We start from the raw sequence: 12,436 nt of genomic DNA on the forward strand, positions 1-12,436 counted from the left end.
TTCAAGGATTGTCTAGAGCTTTTTTGAAAATACTGATAATTACATGAAATTGAGCTCTTGGTTAGTCTGATTGTCTATATTTACTTTTTGTAAGTCTTAAAACTGAGAGTAGAAGTGCTTAAAACAGAGAATATCCATAAAAATTACGGTGAACTTCACGTATTGAAGGGAATCGATCTGATGATCAAACAAGCAGAAGTAGTTTCTATCGTGGGAGCTTCAGGTGCTGGTAAGAGTACCTTACTTCATATACTAGGAACACTCGACAAGCCTGATGAGGGAAGTGTGTGGCTCCATGATACGGATATCAGCAAGCTTAAAGGAGATAAACTGGCCAAGTATCGAAATGAGCACATGGGTTTTGTATTCCAGTTTCACAACTTACTTCCTGAGTTTACCGCTCAAGAAAATGTGATGATTCCTGGTTTGATCGGTAAGAAAAATGAGAAGGAGCTGTTGAAAAAATCAAAGGAGATGTTTGAGCTTTTGGGAATTAGTGATCGACTGACTCACAAGCCTGCTGAGCTTTCAGGAGGAGAACAACAAAGAGTAGCGGTCGCTCGAGCCTTGATCAATGATCCTGCTATAGTATTTGCCGATGAGCCATCTGGAAATTTAGATTCCAAAAATGCGCAGGAACTGCATCAGCTATTTTTCAAACTCAGAGATGAACTTAAGCAGACTTTTGTGATCGTGACGCACAATCCTGAGTTAGCCGATATGGCTGATCGTAAGCTAACGATCGTAGACGGAAGAGTGCTTTAAGGTTTTAAAAACTCAGGCTCCTTATAAGCTGGTTTTGGATATCTATAGAAGCCTTCTCCTGATTTCTCTCCTAGTTTACCTTGTTCGATGTAAGTTTGGAGCAATTCAGCGAATTTTTGAGATGCAGGATCTTTTTTGTGGCTGACTACATGCCAAGCAGTATCTAATCCTATGCTATCAAGTATGGCAAAAGGGCCCATCGGCATATGAAAGTTTCCCATCCAAGAGCGATCGATGTCTTCGACTGTAGCAATACCACTAGAGAGGAGTTTGCCAGCAGCTCCTAGAAAAGCTAAAAGCATGAAGTTGAATACATAACCTGGAGACTCTCTTTCCATCACGATAGGAATTTGTTCTAGTGTCCGCCCGAAATCAGCCAAAAGAGGGATGATCTTTGGGTCGGTCAAAGGATGCGGCATGACATCGACTACCTTGGCATAAAAGACATCATGAAAATGCAATGCACAGAACTTATCTGGCCTGCCTGTCGCTTCTGCCATCATAGAGGGAAGGAGATAGGAAGTGTTGGTAGTGAATATCGTGTGTTTTGGTGCCAAAGTGCTCATAGATTTCCAGACCTTGAGCTTAATATCCAAATCCTCGGTCACAGATTCACTAATTAGATCCACTTGAGCTACTTCATTGATGTCATTCGTAAAGTGTAATCGGTTTAGTGCCTTATCAGCCGAGTCTTGGGTAATACTTTTAGCCTTTATAAGTTGCTTTAAGATCTTCTCATGCCACTTTTTGGCAGAGTCGATAGCTGTAGGGTTGATTTCGTAGATGATCGTTTCGTATCCGCTAATAGCAGATTGTAATCCTACTCTGAGACCAAGGGTACCTGCACCGAGTATGCCTATTTTTTTGATGTCTACCAGTTGCATCATGATTTATTCAATTGAGAAATTCTGTTGAGTTTGATAGCTTTTGAGGCATTATGGCCACAAGCTTTTACCACATGAATTAAGTCAGCAAAGCGCTTATCTTGTGTTAAACCCATTTTATATCGTGCATAGATTTGTTGGGCGATCACAGCTACTTTAAATGTGCCAAAGACGTAGTAAAAGACAATATTGTCTAACTTGATATTGCTCTTGGTTTGATACCTATCTACTACTTGTTCCCTATTAAGATTGCCAGGGAGCCATGTCAGATTAAAAGGTTTCAGTGCAGGGTGGTCTTCTGTCTCTGCCCAATAGGCTAGGGAAGTACCAAGATCCATCAATGGATCACCTATTGTACACATTTCCCAGTCCAGTACTGCCATGATATCATCAATTTGCTTAGGATTAAGCACCAAATTATCATACTTGTAGTCATTGTGAATAAGTGCAATACCTGTTTCACTTACTATTTGAGATTTCATCCAGTCCATCACCATATTTAATGAATTGATATCATCCGTAGCTGCTTTTTCATATCTTCCAATCCAACCGCTTACTTGTCTAGAGACATAACCTTCAGGTTTGCCGATAGACGCTAAAGGAGTATCTATAACTTGAATTTGATGTAGAGCAGAGAGATTATCTATGCAACTGATTGATAAAGCTTTCAGATCACCTTGATTCAATGCTAATCCGTCTGGTATTTTATTTCTTAAAATAACCCCTTCTACTCTTTGCATGAGGTAAAACTCAGCACCAATGATGGAAGTATCAGCACAATAATGAATGGGTTTGGGAGCTTTTGGATAGACATCATGTAGAAGTTGTAGTATGTCAAACTCCCTCTTCATATCATGAGCAGACTTGATATTGGCTCCTATTGGAGGTCTTCTGAGCACAAAAGAGTCAGTCAGCGTGTTGACTTGATAAGTAAGGTTAGAAAAGCCACCAGGATACTGTAAGATCTCAAGTTGACGCACATCTATCTCCGTATTTTCTGTCAAATACTTTCTTAGCTTATCCTCAGAGATATGCTCACCTTCTCGCACTTTTGTAGCTTGATCGATATTTCCTTGCATTTACTTTTCTTTTGAGATGTATGACTTCAATATCTTTCTTGCCAAAACTGATTTGTGCACCTCATCTGGCCCATCATAGATCCTAGCTCCACGCTCATGTCTGTACCAAAAGGATAGGACGGTATCATCAGTGATACCAAGCGCTCCATGTACTTGTATCGCACGATCTAGTACTTTCATCAAGATATCTGCGACATAGAATTTGATGGTTGAAATTTGCTCTCTAACTGCCTTTGCGCCTTTATCTTGCATATCTTGAGCGGTGTGCAGTACCATGAAGCGAGCAGCATTGATTTCTGCGCGACTTTCTGCGATCCAGTTTTGAATAGTTTGTTGATTAGCGAGTGGCTGTCCAGGCTGCAACATTCTAGTAGCCGCTCTTTGGCACATGAGGTCAAATGCACGCTCGCATATACCTATCCATCGCATGCAGTGATGGATACGCCCAGGACCTAGTCGTTCTTGCGCCAGTGCAAAACCTTCTCCTTCTCTACCAATTAGATTATTTTTCGGAACTCTACAATTTTCATACTTTACTTCTGCATGGCTCATATAATCAGCCCCTTCTTCTCCCATGATAGAGATGTTTCTTACTAGTTTGAAGCCCGGATTATCGGTAGGTACGAGGAGCATACTGGCCTTTTCATAAGGGTTGTCTGCATCAGGGTTGGTGATAGCCATGACTATAGCAAAGGCTGAACCGTCAGCGGATGAGGTGAACCATTTATGACCATTGATGAGATAGTCATCTCCCTCTTTGACAGCTTTAGTAGCCATGAATACAGGATTTGAACCTGCAAAATCAGGCTCTGTCATAGAGAAGCAAGATCTGATGTCTCCTTGCATCAGTGGTTTTAAGTACATTGATTTGATCTCTTCAGAAGCAAATTGATGCAAAAGCTCCATATTGCCTATATCAGGTGCTTGACAGTTGAAAATATAGTGGCCAATAGGAGAGGTGCCTAGCACTTCACTTATCTGAGCGAACTCTACTAGGCTAAGTCCAAGGCCTCCATCCACTTTCTCTAGATGTGGTGCCCATAAGTTTTGAGACTTGACTTCATTTCTAAGCTTGGATAAAAGTGGTAGAGATTTCTTAAAATCCTTCAAAACTTCAAGCTCTATAGGATAGATTTTTTGAATTAAAAATCGCCTATATTGTTCTTTAAGTGACTTGATATGAGGGGTTTCAAACATTATTTTAGAATTATAGTCAAGTAATTTAACTTTTGTTTAATCAAATGGTAAATCCACCATCAGCAGTGAATACTGCACCTGTGCTATAGGCAGAAGCATCAGCTGCTAAGTAAAGACAAAGTGCTGCAACTTCCTCTGGAGTACCGATTCGTTTGATAGGAAGTGCCTTCATCATCATTTGCATTACTTTGTCGTTGGTCCAAAGTGCTTCACTAAATTTCGTTTTGATCAAACCGGGACAGATCGTATTGACGCGAATATTATCATCTCCCCATTCTTTGGCTAGCACTTTGGAAAGTGAGATCAGGGCTGCTTTACTCATGGAGTATATTCCCAAACCATGCTCTGGACTGATCCCACCTACAGAACTGATATTGATAATCGAACCTGACTTTTTAGCTTTTAGTGTAGGATAGGCGGCCTTGGCTATTTCAAATGGACCCTTGACATTGACCGCCATGATTTTATCAAATGCTTCTTCAGATGTGTCGTGGACTGGCCCAAAGACTGGATTTGTAGCGGCATTATTGATGATGATGTCTATCGTACCAAAGTGTGCAATCGTATCAGAGACTAGCTTTCTGGCATCTTCCATATCGCCTACATTACAAGCGATGGCGTATGCCTCTCCACCTGATTGGTTGATTTTTTCGGCTACGGCTTTTACAGCATCGATCTTACGGCTAGACACAACTACTTTGGCGCCAGCTTGTGCTAAAAATAAGGCAGCAGCTTCTCCTATGCCCTTTGATGCTCCTGTGATGAGTGCAACTTTTCCTTTGAGGTCAAATAGTGTCTGAAAATTCATATTGTTTGTTTTTTGATTAAAATAAAGTCGCTTGAAACGCTTGCTGCATTGATTTTTCATTCTTTAGAATAGCCTGAGCAAGTGATAGGATACTATTTTTCCAGTCTTCTATTTTTATTTTATAGAGCGTTTCATTGTTTTGAGGATCGCCAAAGGTGCTCAATTTGTCAAATCCAATAACTAATGCCCATAAAGTAAAATAGGCCATTTCCGGTTCGATACTTTTGTGTATGCTACCGTCTCTTATTCCTTGACTGATCATACTAATGCCCAGCTTAGTAGGTTCATGCTGTAGTTCAAGTACTTTTTGAAAATAGGGACTTTCAAGTATCAATGGGTCGATTCCTTCTTTAGTTTTGGGGTTATTATGTGCTTTCATCAGTCCCAGAAAATGGAATATGGCATCCCTGTAGAGATGGTTCTTCGCATTAAAATCCATGAATACTGAAAGGAAGTCTATGACTATATCAATTCCTTTTTTAGCCTTATTCTTTTGAATACTTTTTTGATAGAGAGAGATGATCTCTTCAAAGGCTTTTTGTGTAATGGCCATGTAGAGATCTTCCTTATTTTTAAAATAAAAATAGATAAGGCCCTTACTCATGTTTGCTCGTTTCGCTACATCATCCATTTTGGTGAGATAGAAGCCCTTTTTGCTAAAGAGTTCTTGAGCTGCTTCCAAGATCTCTTTTTCTTTGATTTGTCTTTCGTAAACTCCCATAACCTTGTTTCTTATTTACAATTTTACTTATATTTGACTAGAGTTCAAAATTATTGTACTGAGTTTAATAGAAATACGTTGTACTGATTACCGACTATATCTATTTGTCTCATATTGAACTTACGCATAGAGTCAATAGATTAGTTTTGAGCGAATTCCATCTAGAAAATATAATATATATGAAGAGTGTCATTTTTGAAAAAGTAGGTAAACCAGAGGAGGTTTTAGAGGTAAAAACATTGAACAAACCAACACCAGCAGCTGGAGAGGTTTGTATCAAAGTCACGGCTTGCAATATTAATCCTTCAGATATCATGTTTGTGCAGGGGATGTATGGTATCACTCCAAAGCTGCCAAGTTCTGCAGGGTTTGAAGGCGCAGGAATCATTGAGAGTTGTGGAGAGGGAGTTTCTATAGAAATAGGGACAAGGGTCATTTTTACTACCGTAGGAGCGTGGCAGGAGTATGTAATCGTGCCTGCTAAAACAGTCATTCCTACACCGCCTCAAATGACTGATGAGGTAGCTTGTCAGGCTTTTGTCAATCCATTTACTGCTTATGGGATGCTCATGCAAGCAGATGTCAAAACTGGAGAGTGGGTGATGCTCACAGCGGGTGCTTCTGCATATGGTAAGCTGGTCATCCAACTAGCCAAGCAAAGAGGCATCAAAACGCTATGTACCGTAAGAAGAGATGAGCAAGTAGAGGAATTGTTAGCACTAGGAGCTACAGCGGTCATCCAGACAGAAAAAGAGAAACTGATCAAGAGAGCCCTAGAAATTACGGATGGTGTGGGCGTCAATTACGTTTTTGATGCTGTAGGAGGTACACTTGGTGCAAAAGCGCTGAGCTGTCTAGCAGTCAATGGTAAAATGCTTGTTTTTGGATTGTTAAGTTTAGAATCAATTCCACTGAATAGCGGTTTGCTGATTTTTAAGAATCTAAAAGTTGAAGGATTTTGGTTGACCACGTGGTTGGAGAGCTTAAGCAAAGAGCAAAAGCAGGTGGTGTTCAGGGATGTGCTAGGTGGATTGGCTACTCAAAGTATGAAAGTAGATGTAGCGGATAAATTTAGATTAGATCAGATAAAAGAGGCCATACGAGCTTATGAAAAACCTGGCAGAACTGGCAAGATTATCCTTATTCCCTAATTTTTAATTTCAAAATTGCTTATTTTTAAAAAGTTGAATTAAAACCATTTTAATCATGAAAAAAATACTTTTACTATGTGCACTGAGCTTTTGCTTAGCAGGTGTGGTGCAAGCGCAGATTTCAGTCGGTGCCAAAGGTGGTCTCAATGTGGCTAAACTTGGTGGCCCTGATGTAGTTAGTGACAATACTACAGGCTGGCATGCAGGACTTTATGCTAAGTTTAAATTGCTCGGCTTAGGTTTACAACCAGAGCTACTCTACAGCCAAGTAGGTGGTGAAAACTTTAATAATAGCGGTACAGATATAGACCTTTCATATATTACGGCTCCGATTCTTTTGGTCTTTAGTCCTATACCAGGTGGATTTGTAGATTTTCAGTTAGGACCTCAATTTGGATATTTAGTTGGAGATCAAGAAAACTTAGGATTGACAAACCTAGAAGATAATTTTAGAAACGGTGAAGTATCAGGTGTAGTGGGTGTCCAAGCTAATCTGAGAGGGATCAATGCTGGTGTGCGTTATGTACACGGTTTCACAGCCGCAAATAGTGAAGCAGATTTTAAAAATAGACTCTTTCAGTTTTATGTAGGTTTTAGACTTTTTGGAAATTAAACTTAATATGCACTAAACAAAGAAAGACTGCTAATTAGGCAGTCTTTCTTTGTTTTAAACAATCTTGAGTAAGAAGTAATTCTTTTTCCCTTTTTGTACCAGTAGGTATTTGCCTTGAAGTAGAGGGTATTGAGCTGCTTCATTTACATCGGCTACCTTTTGCTTGTTGATGCTCACACCGCCACCTTGAATCATCTTGCGTGCTTCACCTTTAGAGCTAAATACTACACCCTGTGCATGCTCGCCCAGTAGGTCTACTACATTTTCTGTAGCCTCATAGACAGCTTTTGAGATTTCTACCTGTGGTACTCCATCAAATACCTCCAGCAGCGTTCTTTCATTTAGAGAAGCTAGATCTTCTGTTGTAGACTTGCCAAATAGTATCTCAGAGGCTTTGACAGCTGCTTCATAGTCTGCTTCTGAGTGTACTCTGATGGTAACCTCTTTCGCTATAGCCTTCTGTAATGCTCTCAAATGTGGTGCTTCTGCATGTTCTTTTTCTAAAGCTTCTACTTGCTCCTTTTCCATCAGTGTGAAGATTCTGATGTATTTACTAGCATCTTCATCCGCGACATTTAGCCAAAACTGATAGAAATGATAAGGAGAAGTTTTTTCTGGATCTAGCCATACACTTCCACCTTCTGTCTTACCAAATTTGGTCCCATCAGATTTAGTAATGAGGGGAACGGTAACCGCATAAGCAGTACCACCTCCCATACGTCTCACGAGTTCTGTTCCTGTGACGATATTGCCCCATTGGTCTGATCCTCCAAGCTGTATACTGCAATTGTTGTTTTTCCAAAGATGGTAAAAATCATAACCTTGGATAAGCTGATAGCTAAACTCCGTAAAAGACATACCTGTACCGCCTTCTAGTCGTTTTTTGACAGAGTCTTTAGACATCATATAGTTGACAGTGATGTGCTTCCCTACCTCACGAATGAACTCTATGAAGGAAAAGTCTTTCATCCAGTCATAGTTATTGACTAGTTCTGCGGCATTATCTGATTTTGCATCAAAATCCAAGAACTTGGCTAGCTGTTTCTGAATGCCCGCTATATTATGATTGATTGTATCTGCATCTAGGAGATTTCTTTCAGCTGATTTGAATGATGGGTCCCCGATCATTCCTGTAGCTCCACCCACGAGGGCAATAGGCTTGTGACCAGCTCTCTGAAAGTGCAAAAGTGTCATCACACCGACCAAATGTCCAATATGCAAGGAATCAGCCGTAGGGTCAAAGCCTAAATAGGCAGATGAAATCCCTTTTTTGAGTTGCTCCTCTATACCTGGCATCATGTCGTGAAGCATGCCTCTCCACTGAAGTTCTGCTATGAAATCTTTCATTGATTATGTTTTTTTGAAAGCAGCAAATATAATAGAAAAAGGGGCTTTTGAGCCCCTTCCTATATGAAATCTAATGTGGAATATTACCAGACCATGACAGCCGTCTCTGCTGAAACAACAGACTCAGCACCCTCATTGATAGGTTTCGTTTCAACTGCAGCCTTTTTAGGCTTCAGTTCCTCTTGGGTATTGATCATCGTGATGATCTCCTCTGGATCGCTGATATCCTCTGAGAATGTATTTAATCTTCCATCCAATGAAGCACCGTTTTCGACAGTGATCAACTTGGTAAAAATACTACCTTGAAACTTGCTAGTATTTTTAAGGACTAGTTCAGAAAGCGCGATTACTTGACCTTTTACATTGCCATGAATGAAGATTTCTTTGGCAGTGAGGTCTCCATTTATCTGAGCATTTTCTCCGATGACTATACGGCCAGTAGTAGTAACTTTTCCATTAATCTGGCCTTCGATTCTTATGTCATTTTCAGAAACAATATCACCAGTCAATACAAATGCATGCTGTAAAATGGTGAAATTAGTAGCAGGATCAAGTCTTTTTGCTTTCTTAAACATTCTTAGTGGTTTGGTTTACTTCTATTATTATACGTAGCTTTCTTTTTCAAAAGTAGCTAGTACAGTATTGGAGTTTCCGATATCTATACCAACTGCTTTACTTTTATCTCCACCGTTGACTAAGTAGCTATTATGACAATAGCCTCTAGCCGCTAGCGATGCAGGATCTTCAGGAACGATCACTTCTACGATTCCTTCAAACTCTTGCTTAAACAATTCAACTAACTCAGGATACATAGCACCGCCTCCAGCTAGGAATAGTTTATTTGATCTACCAAAATCAGCATCTGTGAAAGCTTTTCTCAAAGAAGGAGAGACTACATCATCATAATACTGCTTGATGACCATTTTTTTAAGTTCTGTCAAGTCAATACGCTTTCTATTAAGGAATATAAATCCTTTGCTGAAAGCAACATCTATCTGGTGTTCTGTCTTCAAATCAAGGTAGTGAGTCTTAGAAAGTTCTCTCGTGAGTAGGTTGACGGCATATCTGATGCCGTAAGTGGACACAGCAGAACGCTGAACGATACCACCTTCTGTACTTAGTATAGCCTCAAATGTACCGTAGCCTAAGCTAAGCATGAAGAAATTTCCAGTCTGCTTCTGTTCTGCATGTCTTAGACCAAGTGCACAGCCAACGACTTCTGGCATGACATATACATTATCTACTTCTACAACTACTTTTTTGCGCGATCCACCACCAAATGTACCAGCGTCAAACTCAACTTCGTGCTCACCAGTGATGAGATTTTTAGAGGCATCTCTATACAACTGGAAAGTAGAAAAAGGGAAGCCAGTAGTCACAGTGATAGGATTTCCTAACTTTTGATTAGCGATGAGCAAACTAGATTTTAACAGCAATCTATAGTCTACATCATCAGGTGCACTATTGATGTTTTTGTGTGGAGATACACCCTCAGATAGGGCTAAGTTACCTATGATATATCCTTGGCCTTCGTGGAATATCTTTAAGCCTGTAGATAAGTCCTGAGCTACATTTTTCAGGTCTACATTATTACTTTCTATTACACTCGGGAATTGTACGATTTCTTGCATAGTCAGGGCGGTTAAGTTATTTCTTGTTTTAGGTTCAGTGTTTATTTGTTTTTGGAAACAGTAAAAGCTAAGTTTTTTTTCTTTTCATCTACAGCTATTCTGGTGATGATGGCTGTATTGTCAGTAAATTCGTAACAAATCTCCCAATTACCATCATTCTCAGCGAAGTTTCTACTATAGATCACATTGCCTCTAGCCATCAAGGCTATATTTTCATCTATAAAGTAAAAATCTCTACTTCCTGGAAGTGCTTTCCCTATAGTTTTTTTTACTGGACGCTTAGGGTCAGCTATATTTACCCCACAGATAACAGATTCGTTACCAACTTGTTTACTGTAGCGAATCTCTGTTGTACTACCTTTTACTTTTTGTATTGTTCTGCCGATTTGCTCATCTAGCGTCACGACTTCATCTAAACTATACGCATATTGTAAGGTATTTGGATTGCCTAATATAAATCCAACGACCTTATTATCATACCAATCATAGTAGCCAATGGGCTCAAATCTATGCAATAAAAGATCAGGCTCTCCAAGAGAAAATGGATAGAGCCAAAGTCGCTGCTTCCCATCTTCTTCCACTGTCACTGCAGATACATATTGTTCACAGTCAGTAAGCTTAGGGGAATACTCACTAGTAGGGGTATTAGTGATATTAAAATATGACTTTTCTTTTAGATCATAAATCAAAATATCATTTTGTCCATCGATTTCAGCAGAATAAGCCAACTTATTTTTTCCTACAAAATAGGGTTGATCATTGTATCCAACCTGCTCATTAATTTTTTGCGGCTCATTATTTGGATTGACCTTAATACTATTTTTCGTGCTTTTTATAGCTATTAGATAGATATCTGAATCACTTTGCGCCCACAGAAAACTTGGGAATATGATGAATAGACAAATAAAAATTCCAATAATGTTCTTCATTTCTAGCATAACGTTCCAAAGTACAAAATTAATGTTTAGGTTTTAAAATACTATCACGAAACAGAAAATACTAACTGAGAGTTAGCATAATATGCAAGAAACCTCATTTGCTTCGCTTCAAGATACATTGGCTTTGGCTAGAAAAGTAGGAGATCCACTCGCTGATGAGGCGCTTATGGCTCTAATGGACTCATCAGATAGACAAAGCGTACTAGAATCGATTAATAAAACGGACTTTAATGAGGCTTTTCTAGCATTATCACTGCCTTCAAAGCTTTCTCAAGTCCGAAATCATATCATAAATACGATAGAAAAAGCGGATTCAGATCTCTTGTCAAAAGGTCAAACTTTTTTTTCTCAGTACAGTGGTCAGCTATTGAGTTTATTAGGGCTTTATAGTTTGCCATACTGCTATGCAGGTGCAGATGGTGCTCAGGTACTTTGGCGATCTGAAAAAATCAAGAATATGCCTGGAAAGCGTCTTTTTGAAACTGCCTCCTTTGTGCTGGACATCATGTCTCCTGATGCATTTGAACCTCAAGGAAGTGGTTATTTGGCTTTATTTAAGACGAGACTTATGCATGCTTTTGCTAGGTATTTTTGCTTAAAGTCCAACTGGGATATGAAGCTAGGATTTCCTGTAAATCAGGAGGATATGGCAGGAACAAACCTGGCTTTTAGCTATATCTGCCTGAAGGGTTTGAAAAAGTCCTCTGTAAATTACGATATATCTGATGGAGATGCCTATATGTACTTTTGGCAACAGATTGGTTTGACGTTGGGCGTATCAGAGTCCCTAGTTTGCTCTCATATCAAAGAGGCTATCTATCTAGATAAAGCTATCAGATTACGGAATTTTAGAACAAGCGAAGCAGGGGAAAAATTAACTGATTCTTTGATCACTTACTTCAAACAAACGGCACCTGATGAGACACAGTCAAGAATAGTGGTTTCACTGATGAATTATTTTTTGGGGCAGGAAATAGGGGCATATCTAGGACTAGCTCAATCTAAGCTAGACCAGCAAGTAGCCAAGGCCCTGTATATTTTTAATAATCACCCAGCAAGTCCTAGTGCTAACCGATCTGGATATGCACAAGCCAAGAAGACATTTGAGCAACAGGTTCAGATTTATTTTCCAAATCAACAGATCAGCATTCAACTTCCTGTCTATTAATAAAACTAGGCTTTGACTAAGCTTTGACTAGGAGATAAGTAGAGGATAACTAGGGGATAAGTCAATTTGAAATAGACGGTCATTTAAGATAAACCTAGTTTCAATCGTCAGTTTCATTTCATAGTTATTTTGAC

13 protein-coding genes are annotated in these 12,436 nt (G+C 39.4%); 4 read left to right on the forward strand and 9 right to left on the reverse strand.

The genetic code is table 11. The features are described 5' to 3' along the window. The first annotated feature begins 114 nt into the window (after positions 1-114). Positions 115-765, forward strand: coding sequence for an ABC transporter ATP-binding protein (locus tag I5349_RS02905; RefSeq protein WP_226389226.1), 651 nt, complete (start codon positions 115-117; stop codon positions 763-765). On the opposite strand, the gene I5349_RS02910 is transcribed toward I5349_RS02905, so the two are convergent. The 5 genes from I5349_RS02910 to I5349_RS02930 are packed head-to-tail and all read right to left on the reverse strand — an operon-like array spanning position 762 to position 5,454. After that, positions 762-1,652 (reverse strand): 3-hydroxyacyl-CoA dehydrogenase, encoded by an 891-nt coding sequence (locus I5349_RS02910; protein ID WP_226389227.1) that lies wholly within the window; start codon positions 1,650-1,652, stop codon positions 762-764. The genes I5349_RS02905 and I5349_RS02910 overlap by 4 nt on opposite strands. Then, a complete protein-coding gene (locus I5349_RS02915; RefSeq protein ID WP_226389228.1) occupies positions 1,649-2,728 on the reverse strand; it encodes a phosphotransferase family protein in 1,080 nt (359 codons plus the stop codon). Before I5349_RS02915 ends, I5349_RS02910 begins: the two co-directional genes overlap by 4 nt. Then, complete coding sequence (locus I5349_RS02920; protein ID WP_226389229.1) at positions 2,729-3,925, reverse strand: acyl-CoA dehydrogenase family protein; 1,197 nt, start codon at positions 3,923-3,925, stop codon at positions 2,729-2,731. Between the two features lie 40 nt (positions 3,926-3,965). Further along, on the reverse strand, positions 3,966-4,733 hold the full coding sequence (locus I5349_RS02925) for a glucose 1-dehydrogenase (RefSeq protein WP_226389230.1): 768 nt from the start codon (positions 4,731-4,733) through the stop codon (positions 3,966-3,968). Between the two features lie 16 nt (positions 4,734-4,749). Beyond that, on the reverse strand, positions 4,750-5,454 hold the full coding sequence (locus I5349_RS02930) for a TetR/AcrR family transcriptional regulator (protein WP_226389231.1): 705 nt from the start codon (positions 5,452-5,454) through the stop codon (positions 4,750-4,752). Between the two features lie 179 nt (positions 5,455-5,633). On the opposite strand from I5349_RS02930, the gene I5349_RS02935 reads away from it, so the two are divergent. Together I5349_RS02935 and I5349_RS02940 are read left to right on the forward strand one after the other, a co-directional pair. Then, entirely contained in the window at positions 5,634-6,605 is a 972-nt protein-coding gene (locus tag I5349_RS02935; RefSeq protein ID WP_226389232.1) for a zinc-dependent alcohol dehydrogenase family protein, read from the forward strand. Between the two features lie 55 nt (positions 6,606-6,660). After that, entirely contained in the window at positions 6,661-7,218 is a 558-nt protein-coding gene (locus tag I5349_RS02940) for an outer membrane beta-barrel protein (RefSeq protein WP_226389233.1), read from the forward strand. A gap of 54 nt (positions 7,219-7,272) precedes the next feature. Here the strand turns inward: I5349_RS02940 and tyrS are convergent, their stop codons facing one another. The 4 genes from tyrS to I5349_RS02960 form a co-directional block, all read right to left on the reverse strand. Beyond that, a complete protein-coding gene (gene tyrS / locus I5349_RS02945) occupies positions 7,273-8,565 on the reverse strand; it encodes a tyrosine--tRNA ligase (RefSeq protein WP_226389234.1) in 1,293 nt (430 codons plus the stop codon). Positions 8,566-8,648: 83 nt separating this feature from the next. Further along, positions 8,649-9,140 carry a bactofilin family protein gene (locus tag I5349_RS02950; RefSeq protein ID WP_226389235.1) on the reverse strand — a complete coding sequence of 164 codons (492 nt, stop codon included), beginning with the start codon at positions 9,138-9,140 and terminating at the stop codon, positions 8,649-8,651. A gap of 27 nt (positions 9,141-9,167) precedes the next feature. Continuing rightward, positions 9,168-10,196, reverse strand: coding sequence for a ParM/StbA family protein (locus tag I5349_RS02955; RefSeq protein ID WP_226389236.1), 1,029 nt, complete (start codon positions 10,194-10,196; stop codon positions 9,168-9,170). A gap of 41 nt (positions 10,197-10,237) precedes the next feature. Continuing rightward, a complete protein-coding gene (locus tag I5349_RS02960; RefSeq protein ID WP_226389237.1) occupies positions 10,238-11,125 on the reverse strand; it encodes a TolB-like translocation protein in 888 nt (295 codons plus the stop codon). 91 nt (positions 11,126-11,216) lie between these two features. On the opposite strand from I5349_RS02960, the gene I5349_RS02965 reads away from it, so the two are divergent. Then, positions 11,217-12,302 (forward strand): oxygenase MpaB family protein, encoded by a 1,086-nt coding sequence (locus I5349_RS02965; protein ID WP_226389238.1) that lies wholly within the window; start codon positions 11,217-11,219, stop codon positions 12,300-12,302. Positions 12,303-12,436 lie beyond the last annotated feature (134 nt).

It is taken from the genome of Penaeicola halotolerans (assembly GCF_016464625.1).
GTDB lineage: Bacteria > Bacteroidota > Bacteroidia > Cytophagales > Cyclobacteriaceae > Penaeicola > Penaeicola halotolerans.

Coding starts and splice junctions, on each gene's coding strand:
- I5349_RS02950 (WP_226389235.1), bottom strand. CDS start 9,140: ATGTTTAAGAAAGCAAAAAGACTTGATCCTGCTACTAATTTCACCATT.
- I5349_RS02940 (WP_226389233.1), top strand. CDS start 6,661: ATGAAAAAAATACTTTTACTATGTGCACTGAGCTTTTGCTTAGCAGGT.
- I5349_RS02930 (WP_226389231.1), bottom strand. CDS start 5,454: ATGGGAGTTTACGAAAGACAAATCAAAGAAAAAGAGATCTTGGAAGCA.
- I5349_RS02915 (WP_226389228.1), bottom strand. CDS start 2,728: ATGCAAGGAAATATCGATCAAGCTACAAAAGTGCGAGAAGGTGAGCAT.
- I5349_RS02960 (WP_226389237.1), bottom strand. CDS start 11,125: ATGAAGAACATTATTGGAATTTTTATTTGTCTATTCATCATATTCCCA.
- I5349_RS02965 (WP_226389238.1), top strand. CDS start 11,217: ATGCAAGAAACCTCATTTGCTTCGCTTCAAGATACATTGGCTTTGGCT.
- I5349_RS02935 (WP_226389232.1), top strand. CDS start 5,634: ATGAAGAGTGTCATTTTTGAAAAAGTAGGTAAACCAGAGGAGGTTTTA.
- I5349_RS02920 (WP_226389229.1), bottom strand. CDS start 3,925: ATGTTTGAAACCCCTCATATCAAGTCACTTAAAGAACAATATAGGCGA.
- I5349_RS02910 (WP_226389227.1), bottom strand. CDS start 1,652: ATGATGCAACTGGTAGACATCAAAAAAATAGGCATACTCGGTGCAGGT.
- I5349_RS02955 (WP_226389236.1), bottom strand. CDS start 10,196: ATGCAAGAAATCGTACAATTCCCGAGTGTAATAGAAAGTAATAATGTA.
- tyrS (WP_226389234.1), bottom strand. CDS start 8,565: ATGAAAGATTTCATAGCAGAACTTCAGTGGAGAGGCATGCTTCACGAC.
- I5349_RS02925 (WP_226389230.1), bottom strand. CDS start 4,733: ATGAATTTTCAGACACTATTTGACCTCAAAGGAAAAGTTGCACTCATC.